Source organism: Streptomyces sp. NBC_01498, from assembly GCF_036327775.1.
In the GTDB taxonomy this organism is placed as follows: Bacteria; Actinomycetota; Actinomycetes; order Streptomycetales; family Streptomycetaceae; genus Streptomyces.
This window is the reverse complement of record NZ_CP109598.1, coordinates 2473904-2488991: the sequence shown is the minus strand read 5'-3', so window position 1 is coordinate 2488991 and position 15088 is coordinate 2473904. Positions and strand designations below refer to the sequence as shown.

At 72.5% G+C, this 15088-nt stretch carries 14 protein-coding genes; 10 read left to right on the top strand and 4 right to left on the bottom strand.

What is annotated here, in order from left to right:
- The first annotated feature begins 51 nt into the window (after nucleotides 1-51).
- The 5 genes from OG875_RS10300 to hutH all read left to right on the top strand — a co-directional run bounded on the left by OG875_RS10300 (nucleotide 52) and on the right by hutH (nucleotide 6811).
- Nucleotides 52-930 carry a biotin--[acetyl-CoA-carboxylase] ligase gene (locus tag OG875_RS10300; RefSeq protein ID WP_330173924.1) on the top strand — a complete coding sequence of 293 codons (879 nt, stop codon included), beginning with the start codon at nucleotides 52-54 and terminating at the stop codon, nucleotides 928-930.
- Between the two features lie 605 nt (nucleotides 931-1535).
- Nucleotides 1536-2696, top strand: a complete 1161-nt coding sequence (locus OG875_RS10295) for an adenylate/guanylate cyclase domain-containing protein (RefSeq protein WP_330173923.1) — start codon at nucleotides 1536-1538, stop codon at nucleotides 2694-2696.
- Between the two features lie 350 nt (nucleotides 2697-3046).
- Complete coding sequence (locus OG875_RS10290) at nucleotides 3047-3871, top strand: enoyl-CoA hydratase/isomerase family protein (protein WP_330173922.1); 825 nt, start codon at nucleotides 3047-3049, stop codon at nucleotides 3869-3871.
- Between the two features lie 107 nt (nucleotides 3872-3978).
- Nucleotides 3979-5151 carry a GGDEF domain-containing protein gene (locus OG875_RS10285; protein WP_330173921.1) on the top strand — a complete coding sequence of 391 codons (1173 nt, stop codon included), beginning with the start codon at nucleotides 3979-3981 and terminating at the stop codon, nucleotides 5149-5151.
- A 112-nt stretch (nucleotides 5152-5263) separates the two neighbouring features.
- Nucleotides 5264-6811: a histidine ammonia-lyase gene (hutH, locus tag OG875_RS10280; protein ID WP_330173920.1), complete on the top strand. Its 1548-nt coding sequence runs from the start codon at nucleotides 5264-5266 to the stop codon at nucleotides 6809-6811.
- Nucleotides 6812-6905: 94 nt separating this feature from the next.
- On the opposite strand, the gene OG875_RS10275 is transcribed toward hutH, so the two are convergent.
- Nucleotides 6906-7259 carry a hypothetical protein gene (locus OG875_RS10275; protein ID WP_330173919.1) on the bottom strand — a complete coding sequence of 118 codons (354 nt, stop codon included), beginning with the start codon at nucleotides 7257-7259 and terminating at the stop codon, nucleotides 6906-6908.
- Between the two features lie 96 nt (nucleotides 7260-7355).
- Here OG875_RS10275 and OG875_RS10270 point away from each other — a divergent pair, with 96 nt between their 5' ends.
- The 3 genes from OG875_RS10270 to OG875_RS10260 all read left to right on the top strand — a co-directional run bounded on the left by OG875_RS10270 (nucleotide 7356) and on the right by OG875_RS10260 (nucleotide 10683).
- Nucleotides 7356-7730 carry a hypothetical protein gene (locus OG875_RS10270; protein WP_330173918.1) on the top strand — a complete coding sequence of 125 codons (375 nt, stop codon included), beginning with the start codon at nucleotides 7356-7358 and terminating at the stop codon, nucleotides 7728-7730.
- Between the two features lie 235 nt (nucleotides 7731-7965).
- The gene (locus OG875_RS10265; RefSeq protein ID WP_330173917.1) at nucleotides 7966-9237 is read left to right on the top strand and encodes a L,D-transpeptidase; all 1272 of its coding nucleotides are present in this window, start codon (nucleotides 7966-7968) and stop codon (nucleotides 9235-9237) included.
- Nucleotides 9238-9684: 447 nt separating this feature from the next.
- Entirely contained in the window at nucleotides 9685-10683 is a 999-nt protein-coding gene (locus OG875_RS10260; RefSeq protein ID WP_330173916.1) for a GNAT family N-acetyltransferase, read from the top strand.
- A 126-nt stretch (nucleotides 10684-10809) separates the two neighbouring features.
- Here the strand turns inward: OG875_RS10260 and OG875_RS10255 are convergent, their stop codons facing one another.
- The 3 genes from OG875_RS10255 to OG875_RS10245 all read right to left on the bottom strand — a co-directional run bounded on the left by OG875_RS10255 (nucleotide 10810) and on the right by OG875_RS10245 (nucleotide 13306).
- Nucleotides 10810-11535 carry a phosphotransferase gene (locus OG875_RS10255; protein ID WP_330173915.1) on the bottom strand — a complete coding sequence of 242 codons (726 nt, stop codon included), beginning with the start codon at nucleotides 11533-11535 and terminating at the stop codon, nucleotides 10810-10812.
- A 49-nt stretch (nucleotides 11536-11584) separates the two neighbouring features.
- A complete protein-coding gene (locus OG875_RS10250; protein ID WP_330173914.1) occupies nucleotides 11585-12679 on the bottom strand; it encodes a hypothetical protein in 1095 nt (364 codons plus the stop codon).
- 204 nt (nucleotides 12680-12883) lie between these two features.
- Complete coding sequence (locus OG875_RS10245) at nucleotides 12884-13306, bottom strand: VOC family protein (protein ID WP_330173913.1); 423 nt, start codon at nucleotides 13304-13306, stop codon at nucleotides 12884-12886.
- Nucleotides 13307-13659: 353 nt separating this feature from the next.
- Between OG875_RS10245 and OG875_RS10240 the strand changes: the two genes are divergently transcribed.
- Both OG875_RS10240 and OG875_RS10235 read left to right on the top strand, forming a co-directional pair.
- The gene (locus tag OG875_RS10240; RefSeq protein WP_330173912.1) at nucleotides 13660-14205 is read left to right on the top strand and encodes a hypothetical protein; all 546 of its coding nucleotides are present in this window, start codon (nucleotides 13660-13662) and stop codon (nucleotides 14203-14205) included.
- A 166-nt stretch (nucleotides 14206-14371) separates the two neighbouring features.
- Complete coding sequence (locus OG875_RS10235) at nucleotides 14372-14893, top strand: hypothetical protein (protein ID WP_330173911.1); 522 nt, start codon at nucleotides 14372-14374, stop codon at nucleotides 14891-14893.
- Nucleotides 14894-15088 lie beyond the last annotated feature (195 nt).

Here is a 15088-nt window from a genome sequence, read left to right as displayed (position 1 = left end):
GCGGGCCCCGCATTCGGCAGTGCGTCGTTGGCCACACCTACGCTTGCCCCCATGACCGAGCACAATGCCGCGGGCAGCCGCTGGAACGACCTCGAACGACCCCCACTGAACCCCACCGCCCTGCGCCGGGGGCTGATCGGGCCGGGGCGCCTCTGGACCTCGCTCGACGTCGTCACCGAGACCGGGTCGACCAACTCCGACCTCGCCGCCCGCGCCGACGGCCTCCCGGAGGGCGCGGTGCTCGTCGCCGAGGAGCAGACACGGGGGCGCGGGCGGCTGGACCGTGCGTGGTCGGCGCCCGCCCGTTCCGGGCTGTTCCTCTCCGTACTCCTGCGGCCCGGACCGGCCGTGCCCGTGGCCCGCTGGGGGTGGCTGCCGCTGCTCACCGGTGTCGCGGTGGCGACGGCCGTCTCGCGCGCGGCCGGTGTGGACACGGCGCTGAAGTGGCCCAACGACCTCCTGGTGACCGTCGGCGGCAAACAGGGCGACGAGCACGCCAAGGAGGAACGCAAGGCGGGCGGCATCCTCGCGGAGCGCGCGGGCGAGGACGCCGTGGTCGTCGGCATCGGCCTGAACGTCAGCCTCACCGAGGCGGAGCTGCCCGTCCCCGGCGCGGGCTCGCTGGCCCTCGCCGATGCCGTGTCCGTCGACCGCGACCCGCTCCTGCGGGCCGTGCTGCGCGGACTGGAGCGGTGGTACGGCACCTGGCGGGACGCCGCGGGGGACCCGGCCGCGTCCGGTCTCCAGGAGGCGTACGTGGCGGGCTGCGCGACACTCGGCCGTGCGGTGCGCGCGGACCTGCCGGGGGAGCGTCAACTGGTCGGCGACGCCGTCGCCGTCGACGGCGACGGGCGCCTGGTGATCGCCACCGAGGGCGGCGGCCGGGAAGCGGTGGGCGCGGGCGACGTGGTGCACCTGCGGGCGGTGTAGGGCCGGGGTGGTGGTGTGCAGGGCCCGTGGTGGCGCGCGGGGACTGGGAGCGGTGCGGTGCGGTGCGGGGCTGGGCGGTCCGGGACCGGTGAGGAGCGAGGGCCTGGTACGTGTACGCCCGGCGCGTCATGCGGGCCCGGGGGGGGTGCGGAGGGTGCCCTTGTACGCGTACGCCCTGCGGGCGGTGCGGGCCCGCGCGTGGTGCGGGCCGGGGGTGGGGCCGGTGGGGAGCGGAGGGCCCTTGTAGGCGTACGCCCGGCGCGTCATGCGGGCCCGGGGGGTGCGGAGGGTGCCGTCGTACGCGTACGCCCTGCACGCGGTGCGGGACCCGTGAGGAGCAGAGGGTCTCGTACGCGTACCCCCGCCCTGATCCCGGCCGCAGCCACCCGCCCTCACCCGGGCTGGCGCTTCCCCGTACGCCGTGATCCACGGTGGCTCCCCGGACCGCCTCCCCGCCCCCGGGCGCCCCCTCCGCGAGCCCCCTTCCGCCCGCCCGTGGCAACTACCCGCAACGTCGACCCCGACAGCTCCGACCTGCCGTATCGTTGAGGCGACCCACGACAGATCGGCAGGGCAGTGCGCAGGGAACGGGCAGGAGGCGGCTGGTGACGGTCGACGACACGACCTCCGGTGGGGACGAAAAGCCACCGTCGGACTCCTCCGGTCACCCCACCCCGCACCACGCCGTCGACCACACGGCCGAGCCCACCGACGACCCCCTCGCCATCCGGCTCGAACAGCTGATCCTCGGCGCCGAGCGCCGCTACACCCCGTTCCAGGCCGCCCGCACCGCCGGGGTCTCGATGGACCTCGCCTCCCGCTTCTGGCGCGCCATGGGCTTCGCCGACATCGGCCAGGCCCGCGCCCTCACCGAGGCCGACGTCCTCGCGCTGCGCCGCCTCGCCGGTCTGGTCGAGGCCGGGCTGCTGAGCGAGCCGATGGCGATCCAGGTCGCCCGGTCGACCGGGCAGACGACCGCCCGGCTGGCCGAGTGGCAGATCGATTCCTTCCTCGCCGGGCTCACCGAGCCGCCGGAGCCCGGCATGACGCGGACCGAGGTCACGTACCCCCTGGTCGAGCTGTTGCTGCCGGAGCTGGAGGAGTTCCTGGTGTACGTGTGGCGGCGCCAGCTCGCCGCCGCCACCGGGCGCGTCGTCCAGGCCGCCGACGACGAGGAGATGGTCGACCGCCGGCTCGCCGTCGGCTTCGCGGACCTTGTCGGCTTCACCCGCCTCACCCGCCGCCTGGAGGAGGAGGAACTGGGCGAGCTGGTCGAGGCGTTCGAGACGACCTGCGCCGATCTGGTCGCCGCGCACGGCGGCCGGCTCATCAAGACCCTCGGCGACGAGGTCCTGTACGCCGCCGACGACGCGGGTACGGCCGCCGAGATCGCCCTGCGGCTCATCGAGACCATGACGCACGACACGTCGATGCCCGCGCTGCGGGTGGGCATCGCGTTCGGCACGGTCACCACGCGGATGGGCGACGTCTTCGGCAACACCGTCAACCTCGCGAGCCGCCTCACCTCGATAGCCCCCAAGGACGCCGTCCTGGTCGACGGCGCCCTCGCCGAGGAACTGATCCGCACCGGTGACACCCCCGTGTCCGAGGCCGAGGCGGCGAAACAGGCGACGGAGGCGGAGAAGGCGGGCGAGGAGCCCCCCGTGTACCGCTTCGGCATACAGCCCATGTGGCAGCGGCCGGTGCGCGGTCTGGGCGTCGTCGAGCCGTGGCTGCTCACGCGACGCCCCAAGCCCGAGAACTGACCCGGGCGGACCGGGCTGCCCCACGGACGAACCGCCCGCCCGACCGGCCGGGCGGCCCGGCCCGGCGCTGAACCGACCGACCGGGCCGGCCGATGGACGAACCGGCCGAACCGCCTCGCCCGACCGACCCCTGCCGAACGCGTCGGCCACCCCCGTCGAACTGCATCGGCCGCCCCCGCCAAGCCCCCGCTGCACCGCTCCCGCCACCCCCCCCGCCAAGCCCCCGCCGAACCGCGCCCAACCGGCGGATCCTGGCCGATCCCGGCGCCCCCCTCCGCGCCCGCGCGGACGCCGCCTATGATCCCGGTCAACGATCGTTAACCGGGAAGCGGGTGGGTGCGGTGGGTGCGGTGGGCGCGGAGAGCACGCGGGGCACGGAGGGCGACGACCGCCGGTTCGGGGAGTACGTCGCGGTGCGGCGGCACGGCCATGTGGCTGAGCTGGTGCTCGACCGGCCCAAGGCCATGAACGCGGTCTCGACGGAGATGGCGCGTTCCATCGGCGCGGCCTGCGCCGCGCTGGGCGCGGACCGGGACGTACGCGTCACCGTCCTCACCTCCACCCACGAACGCGCGTTCTGCGTCGGCGCGGACCTCAAGGAGCGGAACTCGCTGACCGACGCCGAGCTGGTACGGCAGCGGCCGACCGCCCGCGCCGCGTACACCGGCGTTCTGGAACTCCCGATGCCCACCATCGCCGCCGTGCACGGCTTCGCCCTCGGCGGCGGCTTCGAGCTGGCGCTGTCCTGCGACCTGATCGTCGCCGACCCGACCGCCGTCGTCGGACTCCCCGAGGTGTCGGTGGGCGTGATCCCCGGCGGCGGCGGTACGCAGCTGCTGCCCCGCCGTGTCGGCGCCGCCCGCGCCGCCGAACTGATCTTCACCGCCCGGCGGTTGACCGCTCCCGAGGCGCTTGGGCTGGGCCTGGTCGACCAGCTCGCGGGCGAGGCGGCCGACCGCGACGAGGCCCTGGCGCTGGCCTCCCGGATCGCCGCGAACTCGCCGGTCGGACTCCGGGCGGCCAAGCGCGCCCTGCGGCTCGGGCACGGCCTCGACCTGCGGGCGGGACTGGAGGTCGAGGACGCGGCGTGGCGGTCGGTGGCCTTCTCCGGGGACCGCGCGGAGGGTGTCGCCGCGTTCAACGAGAAGCGCACGCCGGAGTGGCCCGGCGAGTAGCGGCGCCGCCGCCGTACCGCCCCGCACCCCCACCCGATGGTGGACGGAGAGTGACGATCACTTGCTCCGAGTGATCGAATCCCCCCGAAGCGCCCTAAGGTGGAGTGATGGGAGAGGACGTACGGCTGCGCGCCGTCGTGGAACTCGCGCAGAACATGGCCTCGGCGCACACCCCGCACGAGTCCTGGCTGGCCGCCGCGCTGGGCGCGCGGGACGCGCTGGCCGGCAGCTTCGCCGCGCTGTCCGTCTGGGAACGGGACCTGGGGCAGCTCAAGGTCCTGGTGAACGCGGGGGAGCTGGCCGAGGGGGAGGAGGAGTTCCCCGAGGACGAGTCGTATCCGGTGCACCGCTTCCCCGAGATCGCGGAGTTTCTGCACGAACGGTGGGCGGGCGGCGGCGAGCCCAACGCGTGGGTCGAGACCGCCGACGGCCCGGCCGCCGAGTCCGGTGAACCGGGCTACTGCCACCAGCGGGTCGCCGCCCTGCGCAGACGCGGCCGGGGCTGCTGCGTCGTCGCGCCGATCGTGCTGCACGGGCGGGCGTGGGGCGAGCTGTACGTGGCGAGGCCGCTCGGCGTCCCGGTCTTCGCGCGCGCCGACGCCGACTTCGCGACCGTCATCGCGTCCGTCGTGGCATCGGGGATCGCCCAGACGGAACGGCTCGAAGAGGTCCGGCGGCTGGCCTTCACCGACCCGCTGACCGGGCTGGCGAACCGCCGCGCGGTCGACTCCCGTCTGGACGAGGCGATCGCGCTGCACCGTACGGACGGTTCGGTCGTCAGCCTCGTCGTCTGCGACCTCAACGGCCTCAAGCGGGTCAACGACACCCAGGGTCACGCGGTCGGCGACCGGCTGCTGGAACGCTTCGGCTCGCTGCTCTCCGTCTGTGGGGCCCGGCTGCCCGGGGCGCTGGCGGCGCGGCTGGGCGGCGACGAGTTCTGTCTCCTCACGGTGGGGCCCCGCGCGGACGCCGTGATCGGGGTCGCCGACGAACTGTGCCGCCGGGCCGCCGAGTTGGAGCTGGGCGAGGGGGTGGCGTGCGGTGTCGCGTCGACCGGGGACGCGATCGGGCCGCTGAGGTCGGCTCGCCGTCTGTTCCGCCTCGCGGACGCGGCGCAGTACCGCGCGAAGGCGGCGCGGGCGGCGGGCCCGGTGGTGGCGGGCCGGGACGGCGAAGTCGTCCGCCTGGCGGACGAGCCGCCCCGTCCCCCGGCGCCGGGGGAGCGCCGGCGGTTCCGGGGCACCCCGCGTACTCCGCCCGGAGGGGCGTCGTCGGGCTGAGGAGCGGCGCCGCCGGTCCGCTGCGGGAAGCCGGGGCCGCCCCGCCCCGCCCCGACGCGGCCTCGCCACCCCCCTAGTGACACGTTGAGTTTCAGTCCGTACGCTCCTGAATATGGATATGCACACTGTCGTCGTGGGGACGTCCGGCACCACCGCCGAAGACGTCGTCGCCGTCGCCCGCGGCAACGCCCGTGTCGAGCTCTCCGCCGACGCCCTCTCCGCGCTCGCCGCCGCCCGCGAGATCATCGAGTCGCTCGCCGCCAAGCCCGAGCCCGTGTACGGCGTCTCCACCGGCTTCGGCGCGCTCGCCAGCCGGCACATCGGCCCCGACCTGCGCGCGCGGCTCCAGCGGAACATCGTCCGCTCGCACGCCGCCGGCATGGGCCCCCGCGTCGAGCGCGAGGTCGTGCGCGCCCTGATGTTCCTGCGGCTGAAGACCCTCGCGTCCGGGCACACCGGCGTGCGCCCCGAGGTCGCGCTGACCATGGCGGACATCCTCAACGCGGGCATCACACCCGTCGTCCACGAGTACGGCTCCCTCGGCTGCTCCGGCGACCTCGCGCCGCTCTCGCACTGCGCGCTGACGCTGATGGGCGAGGGCGACGCCGAGGGCCCCGACGGCGTCCTGCGGCCCGCCGGCGAACTGCTCGCCGCGCACGGCATCACGCCCGTAGAGCTGCGCGAGAAGGAGGGCCTGGCGCTCCTCAACGGCACCGACGGCATGCTCGGCATGCTCGTCATGGCCCTCGCCGACCTCCAGCGTCTCTACACCTCCGCCGACATCACCGCCGCGCTGACCCTGGAGGCCCTGCTCGGCACCGACCGGGTCCTCGCCCCCGAGCTGCACGCCATCCGCCCGCACCCCGGCCAGGGCGTCAGCGCCGACAACATGCTGCGGGTGCTCGCCGGGTCCGGGCTGACCGGGCACTTCCAGGAGGACGAGGCACCCCGCGTCCAGGACGCGTACTCGGTGCGCTGCGCCCCCCAGGTCGCGGGCGCGGGCCGGGACACCCTCGCGTACGCCCGGATCGTCGCCGACCGCGAACTGGCCTCCGCCGTGGACAACCCGGTGGTGCTGGCGGACGGCCGCGTCGAGTCCAACGGCAACTTCCACGGCGCCCCCGTCGCCTACGTCCTCGACTTCCTCGCGATCGTCGCCGCCGACCTCGGCTCCATCGCCGAGCGCCGCACGGACCGGCTGCTCGACAAGAACCGCTCGCACGGCCTGCCCGCGTTCCTCGCGGACGACCCCGGTGTCGACTCGGGCCTGATGATCGCCCAGTACACGCAGGCCGCGCTGGTCAGCGAGATGAAGCGGCTCGCCGTCCCGGCCTCCGTCGACTCCATCCCGTCCTCGGCGATGCAGGAGGACCACGTGTCGATGGGCTGGTCGGCGGCGCGCAAGCTCCGTACCGCCGTCGGCCATCTGACCCGGATCGTGGCGGTCGAGCTGTACGCGGCGACCCGGGCGATCGAACTGCGTACCGGCCTGACGCCCGCGCCCGCCTCACGGGCCGCCGTCGACGCGGTGCGCGCGGCGGGGATCGAGGGGGCCGGGCCCGACCGGTTCCTGGCGCCGGATCTCGCGGCGGCGGAGGAGTTCGTACGGGAGGGCCTGCTGGTGGCGGCGGTGGAACCGGTGACCGGCCCGCTGGCGTGAACCCGCCGGCCCGACGGCACGTGGAAGGGCCGCCCGACAGCCCGGCGGCCCCCTCCTCGTACCGCGAGGCGTACTGCTGGGCGTAACCGACGCCTCAGAGCGCGCCGGCCGCGTCCCGGCGTACCGAGTGCGCGACGAAAGCCGCGCCCAGGAGCAGGAACGCCGTCCCGCCGACGAGATACGGCGTGGTGTCCACGCCGCTTCCGGTGTCGGCGAGAGCGAGCTCCGCGGAGGATCCCGCCGGGGACTCCGCGGCGGAGCCCGCCGCGGGCTCGGCCGAGTCCTTCGGGGCGGTGCTGGTGGACTGCCGCTGACCTGGGCCCTGCTCGTTCGTGGCGTTCGCCGAGGGGACGAACCACAGGGCGCAGAGCAGGATGCCGGCGGCTATGGCCGTCAGCAGCGGTCGGCGTACGGAGACGTACACGAAATCGATCTCCCTTGGGAACACGCTTGGGAAAACGCCGAATTGGCCGGCTGCGCCGATGCTAGTGAAAGCAGCGGGTCGCAGGAAAGTCGCGTGAGCCCGGAAGCCTACTCTCCAGTTATGAGTACTTCGGAGACATCCCGTTTTGTCCGGCTGCACGTGGAACTGGTGCTGGAGATCACCGACCCGGAAGAGCTGACCGCCGCCGCGCTGACCCGTGTGGAATCGGACGATTCCCTGCCCGACGAGGAACGCGCGCATGCCCGCTCCGCCGTACGGGAAGACGAGGCGGAGGCCCTCGCGTACCTGGTGGAACCGTCCGAGCTGATCGGCGAGGTGCCCGGGGTGGAACTGACCCAGGCGTCCTGGAGCAGCGAGGAGATCGACTACGACCCGGAATCCGTGGAGTGGGCCATGGAGGGAGAGGCCGACGACGAGGACAGGGACGGCGAGGACGGCGACCGCGAGGACGGTGACGGCGGCGCCGGCCGGTGACCAGGGGTACCGGAACGGCCACGGCTGCGGAATCGGACGGCACCTCGGCTCCGTTCGGTCCGCGGGCGTGACACCCTTGGGCCCCGGGACGCCGTCGAACGCGGCCCGGGGCTTTCGCACGCGCTTTCCGTGTAGTCCCGGAGCGCGAGTGGTGTTGCCCACATCTTCGTCCGAGAGGGAACCGGACGAACCGGTACGGGTGTTCTTAAAGGTCATAGGCAGGGAATCGGCGACGATGGAGAAGCGTGTGATGACGAACGGCAAGCGGCGCAAGGGCCTCGCGGCCGCGTCCGCACTGCTCGGCGGAGTGCTTGTGCTCTCGGCGTGCAGTACCGGCGACGGCGGGAAGGACGAACCCGGAGCCGAGCGTTCGAAGGATGCGCAGGCGCAGGTGGACGAGGCGGCGGCCAAGGAGACTTCCGAGGCCCAGATAACCATCTCGCCCAAGAACGGCGCCGACAACGCGGGCATCAACGACGACGCGAAGGTCACCGTCACCAAGGGCACGCTCGTCAACGTCGAGATGACGGCCGCCGACGGCACCGCCGTCAAGGGCACGATGGCCGGCGACGCGAAGAGCTGGAAGCCGGACGGCCAGCTGGAGCGCTCCACCACGTACAAGATCGTCGCGTCGGCGAAGGACGGCAAGGGCCGTGAGGCCCACGAGAACTCCTCCTTCACCACCGTCTCGCCGAACAACAGCTTCATCGGCAACTTCACGCCCGAGGACGGTTCGACGGTCGGCGTCGGCATGCCGGTCTCGCTCAACTTCGACAAGGGCATCACCAACAAGGCCGACGTGCAGCGCGGGATCACCGTCACGTCGAGCAGCGGCCAGGAAGTCGTCGGTCACTGGTTCAACGAGCAGCGGCTCGACTTCCGCCCCGAGCAGTACTGGCAGGGCGGCTCCACCGTCACCCTGAAGCTGGCGCTCGACGGGGTCGAGGGCGCGGACGGTGTCTTCGGCGTCCAGCAGAAGACGGTCACCTTCACGATCGGCCGCAACCAGGTCTCCACGGTCGACACCAAGGCCAAGACCATGGTCGTCGAGCGGGACGGCAAGACGATCAAGACCATCCCGATCTCCGCCGGCTCCCCGGAGAACCCCACGTACAACGGTCAGATGGTGATCTCCGAGCAGTTCAAGGAGACCCGGATGAACGGCGCCACGGTCGGCTTCACCGACGACGACGGCAAGGGTGAGTACGACATCAAGGACGTGCCGCACGCGCAGCGGCTGTCCACGTCGGGCACCTTCATCCACGGCAACTACTGGGGCAACGACTCGGTCTTCGGTTCGACCAACACCAGCCACGGCTGCATCGGTCTGAACGACGTGAAGGGCGCGGGCGACAAGAACCAGCCGGCCGCCTGGTTCTTCGACAACTCGATGGTCGGTGACGTGGTCGTCGTCAAGAACTCCCCGGACAAGACCATCCAGCCCGACAACGGCCTCAACGGCTGGAACCTGAGCTGGGCGGACTGGAAGGCCGGCTCCGCCGCCTGATCCCTGTCCACTGTCCCGAACGCGTACGGCGGCGGCACCCGGTCCCGGGCGCCGCCGCCGTACGCGTTCGCGGGCCCGGTGCCCGCCCGGGGGTGCCGCTCCCGCAGGGGCTCCCGCCCCGGGGGTGCCGCTCCCTCCCGTACGCCTGCCCGCCCCGGGGGTGCCGCTCCCTCCCGTACGCGTGCCCGCCCCGCGTGTTGCTCGCGTACGGGGTCCGGCCCGGGGTTCCGCTCCGGTACGGGTGCCCGCTCGGGGGTGCCGCTCCCTCCCGTACGCCTCTCGGCCCCGCATCTCGCTCGCGTACGGGTCCCCGAGCCCCGTGTCCGCCGGGACTCCTGAGGTTTCTGTGTCCTCCCGGGCAACCAATGGCGTCGTCCGTCCGTCTCACTGACCGGAAGCCCGCACAACTCGGGGGCGCGAGCCGGGCAGTGAGCGTAGGTTCGGATCATGCTGAAGACTCTGAGAACCCCGCCGTCGGAGGCGGAGACAGACGCCTGGCATGACGTGATCGCGGCTGCCCATCTCCACGACGTGCCCGCGTCCGTACCGGAACCGGGCCGCACCGAGACGGCCGGAAAGCTGCGCGTGCAGTCGCCCAACGGGCGCGTGCGGCACCTCGTGCGGGCCGCCCCCGACGGATCGTACGACGGCGTCGCCGCGCTGCTGCTCTTCACCGAGGAGAGCAACCGGCACACCGCCTTCCTCGACGCCCTGGTCGTCCGCCCCGAGGCGCGGCGGCGCGGTGTCGGCGCCGAACTGTGGAGCGCGATACGGGCCGAACTGACCGCCGACGGGCGCAGTTCGGTCTCCGCCATGCTCGAACTGGGCGGCGCGGGCGAGGCGTTCGTCGACGGGCTCGGCTTCACGAAGGTGCTGCCGCTGGCCTGGTACGTCCAGCGCGTCCGGGAGGCCGACGCGCGGCTGCCGGAGGCCCAACTGCCCGACGGCTACCGGTTCGCGGCATGGGACGGCGTCGTGCCCGACGCGCTCGCCGACGAGTTCGCGCGGGCGCACGACGCGATGGAGGACGCGCCCGCCGGCGGCATGGACGAGCGGACGCCGCGCTGGGACGCGGAGCGCGTACGGAACGCGGCCCGGCTCGTCGACGACCGCGGCGGCGTCATCCTGACCTCGGTGGTGCTCGCCTCGGCGGACGGCGCGGGCCGGGGCACCGACCGGGTCGCCGCGTACACCGAGGTCGTACTGCGCGATCCGTCGCACGCCCGCGCGCTCCAGTACGACACGGTGGTCGTCCCGGAGCACCGCGGCCGCGGACTCGGCCGCGCCGTCAAACGCCATCTGCTCGCCACGCTCGCCGAACTCCACCCGGGCGTACGGGAGATCAGCACCAGCGTCGCCGACGACAACGCGCCGATGCTGGCCGTGAACGCGGCACTCGGCTACCGGCGCGAACGCCCGGCCGGCATCTTCCAGGCCAAGCTGTAGCCGAGCCGAGCCGAGCCGTCGCCGCACGTCGACGCCCCCGTCTCCCGTTCTCACGTCTTCCGCTCTCCCGACGTCCGCTCGCGGGTTCTCCGCACCACGCTCACCTCACCTCACCACGCTCACGACTCACAACTGCGAGGCCAGTGCGAAGGCATGGGCCGAGACCCAGGTGTACGCCGCCCGTATCTCGTCCACCACGCCGCGCGCACGCAGCTCCACCATGGCCGGATCCCCCCGCTCGGCCGCCGCCTCGATCCCCCGCCAACTGCGGTCCTGCCACCAGAGAATCGTCCGGACGATGCCGTCCCGGTCGTCCAGCCCGTACGCGTCGCAGACCAGCGTGATCCGGCGGGCGGCGTAGGCCACGTCGGGCACGCGCGGGCCGAGATCCAGGAATCGCCAGCACAGCTGTGCCACGTCGTGGATCCGCTCGCCGGGAGCCGCAAGGTCCCAGTCGATCAGAGCCACGGGCAGCGGTTCACCGCCGTCCGGCGCCGCGTAGACGGTGTTCCGGGGGGACAGGTCGTTGTGGCAGACCACCTGGTGCCACCCGCCCGGCGAGGACCCGGCCGTCAGATCGTGAAACTCCCGTACGAGCTCCGCGACCCGCACCAGCCGCGCGTCCGACACCGGCAGATCCGTCAGCCCCTCGATGTGGTCGAGAACCTCCCGCCCCCGCTCGTCCACACCCCGGAACCTCGGCGCCCCGTGCCAGCCCCGCTCCTCGAAGTCCGTCAGCAACTGCCGTACGTACGCGGCACGATGCTCCGGCACGGTGGAAGAACGCCGCACGGTGTCCCCGACCCGTACGACCCGATCGATGAACCCGCCCGGCAGAGGAGTCTCGTCCATGCCCCCACGATGCCAGGACCGGCGCCCCGTGGACGAGGGCCGGGGGAGGTCACGCGCCCTTGCGGATACGGGCGCGCGCCTCGGTCCCCCGGACCGCCGTCGTCCGGGTCGTCGTGTAGAACTCCACCGGGTCGCGGCGGGTGCGCCAGGGAAGCGCGTTCACATAGCCGTCGACCAGACGGAACTGCTCCAGGGCCTCCTCGTGCCGGGACTGGCGCGTCAGGAAGTACGCCAGCAGATGCCGCACCTCCGGCAGCCGGGGATGGTCCGGGGACGCCGCCGCCGTGTCCACCAGGGCCGCGTCCACCAGCGCGGTCAGCGCCGGATCCGTGTAGTCGCGCGTGGTCGCGGAGGCGTCGTGGTGGTCGAACCAGGCGATCAGCGGGAACGCCGACATCAGCGTGCCGGGGGGCGCGTCGGCCGTCGCCTGGGCGGCGAACTCCTCGGCCAGCTGCGCCGATCCGTGCCACCGCTCACCCCAGTACTGGAGGGCGGCCTCGTGCGCCCGGTACAGCGGCGCCGACGTCGGGTGCGGCGTACGGGCCGTGATCTCCGCCCACAACTCCCGCATCTTCTCGGGGCCGTAGCCGAAACCCAGCGCCGTACGGATCTCCACGATGTACGGCGTCGGATCCTCCGGGCCCAGCGCCGCCGCGCGGGCGGTCTCCTCACGGGCCTCCGGCAGCAGCTCGTGGAACCGGTCCGCCTGCTCCGGCGTGGCGTGCCCGACGTACGGCGAGCGCCGCAGCAGCCACGCCCGGCAGAGTGTCGCCGACGCCTGGACCAGCTCCGCGTCCGCGTCCGGGGAGCCCTGGCCGCGCGCCGCCCGCCAGGCCCGCAGCCACGCGTCGTCCAGCGCCGCCGCCTCCCCGAGCACCCGTGTGTACAGCGCCCGCCGCTCCCAGTCCCGGTCCTTCCCGGTCCTGGCCATCACCTCGGCCCCGGCCTCCCACCGCCCCGCCCGCGCCTCCGCGAGCGCGTGCTCCAGCGCGTGGTCCGGCCCGGCCAGATCCGTGTTCTGCCGGTCCCGGGGCAGCAGCCCCAGCTCCGCCTCGGTCCCGAACAGCGAGGACACGGTCCGGCGGGCCCTCAGCCAGAACCAGATACCGATCGCGAAGAGGACAAAGGGCAGAACACGTGCCATCGGTGGCCCCCAGGGACTAGGGAGAAACAGGTGAAGATACGTTGTGGGGGAGATGTGAAGTATGCACGACCGCAGGTCAGGGGGGCAATGGTGCCTGGCGGAACCCGGTCCTTCCGCTTCCCGGTGTGCGCGGCGCCCGCGCCGTCCGGCCCGCCCGTGAAGCTGCGGCGGCCCGGACGGCGCGGGCATGTCGGTTCAGCCGGTTCAGCCGTGGTACGGCGCGGCGACGTCGAGCACCCAGGTGACACCGAAGCGGTCGGTGAGCATGCCGTACAACGGCGCCCACTTCGCGGGCTCCAGCGGACTCACGACGGTCGCGCCCTCGGCGAGCTTCTCCCACAGGGCGCTGATCTCCTCGGCCCGGTCGCCGCGCACGGAGACGAAGAACGAGTTCTCGCCCCGGTTCCAGGGCTGCTGCGAGGGCACGTCGTAGGCCATGACGTGAAAACCGTCGTCACCGGCCACCTCGCCCCACATCACCCGGTCCGCCTCGCTCTCGTCCCGTACGGCGCCCGCGTCCCGGTAGGTGACCACGACGATGCGTCCGCCGAAGACGGACTGGTAGAAGCCCAGCGCCTCACGCGCGGTGCCCCGGAAGTTCAGGTGAGTGGTGGTCGTGACGGACATGACCTGCTCCTTGCCTCGGTGTGACCCATGTGTGCCGCCGCCCCTCCCTGCCGAGCGGCGGCTGCCGTGACCAGGGGGTATGCCTCCCGGGCGGCTCGTATGCCACGGTGGCGGAGGTATAGGACGGGGAGTGTCCGGTACTCCGGGAAGGACGGCGAACCTCACCTACGAGAGAGCGAATCCTTCTGGGCCTTCGCCGCGATCGAGGTCCTGCGCGACGAAGAAGTCCAGGTCCGGGGTGAAGTACCGGCAACTCGGCCGTCCACTGTCCACCTCGGCATGCCCGACATCCGCCGCGACACCGGACGCGGCAGCACCGAGGAGAGATCTTCCATCGGTCCTAAGCTTCGCGGATGACCTACGAAGAGCTGTGCTGGGAACCGACAGCGGCGCTTCCAGAAGGCGAGCCCGAGACGTCCTTCGGCGGGCGTTGGGAGGACCGGCTCTGGTTGAACGTTCCTGGCCCTTTCTACACCGGCATCGCCGACAACTGTTGGACGGGCCGACCGCACGCATCGCGTCATGTGCTCTACGGCGGCGAGTACTTCGGTGAATATGTGTATCGCCAGCCGACGACCACGGTCGAGGTCCTGAACCTGGTGAAAGCGGCCCAGGAAGATCCGTACCGCGGCTATGCCTGCGACGGCGACAGCCGATGGACACCGGAGGCTGTTCGGGACTGGTGGCGCGACCGTGGGCGGGTCACCGAGTATCTGGAGTCCCTTCTGCCCAGATGGTCGTCCAGCGACAGGCCTGGCGAGCGGGAAGCCGCAGAGGGGCTGAGGGACTTTGCCGCCTACATCACTGAAGGGCTCGGCGCGGACCTCCGGAAGTACCTCTTCCGGCTTGAAGAGGGCTGCTACCCGAAGAACTCCGGACCACTGCCTGAGCTCCGATAAGCAATGACGGCCATGGGGTGCTTGGCGCGCTCGCACCTGGACAGCCGTGGAGTGGACGCGGGTGCGAGATGGCGCGACCTCGCGGCCCGACACAGCACCGTCCATCTCAGCTGGCCCGATTTCCGCGGCATCGTCGCGCGCACCGACTCCGAGGAGCCAAACGAAGGTGCGAAGCAGCAGCCCTGAGGACTACAACGAGGAGATGACCGTCTTCCTCTGCTCCAAGTGCGGCACCGCGATCACGCCGGAGCTGGCCGAGCTGGCCGCCGTCCCCGGCCCCTCCGGCGACGAACAAGACCGGGACAAGGAGACACGCCGGGCACCCTCCACTGTTCCGCGAGGCCGCTACGCGATCGATCCCGAGCCCTGGGGACCTCCCTACGTCGTGCAGGACGATCAGGAGGACCCGAAGCCGGCTCAGTCCCGGGGGCCGCTGGTCTGCCGCGAGGGGGGCTTCGTCATCTCGGAGGGCGTCCCGGGCACGGTGCTGATGCACCCTGAGGACGCCCCCGGCCTTCAACCGCTGCCTGACTGGGACAACAGCACCGGCTGCTGCGGGCCGACGGGTGACGAAGGACTCAACCGCGCCTGTCCCTGCGGCTCCCCGGTCGCGACGCTCGCGGCAGACTGCTTCGGGCCCTACGAACTGCACCTCGACCCCGTCCGAACCTACGCGTTCTCCCAGTAGCCACGTTGAACTGCCGCCCTGGAATGCGGACACGCTGGGGACGGCCTCTTGCCCGGCGACTTCACTACTACTTTCCGTTGCGAAAGCACTGTGATGACGAGCTGAGCGTCGAGATGGGCTGGTCCGGACAAGCCTGTGTCAGATGCTCGCTCCTTCGGCCTGATCCGGCCCAACGGCCACGGCCGACTGGCATCC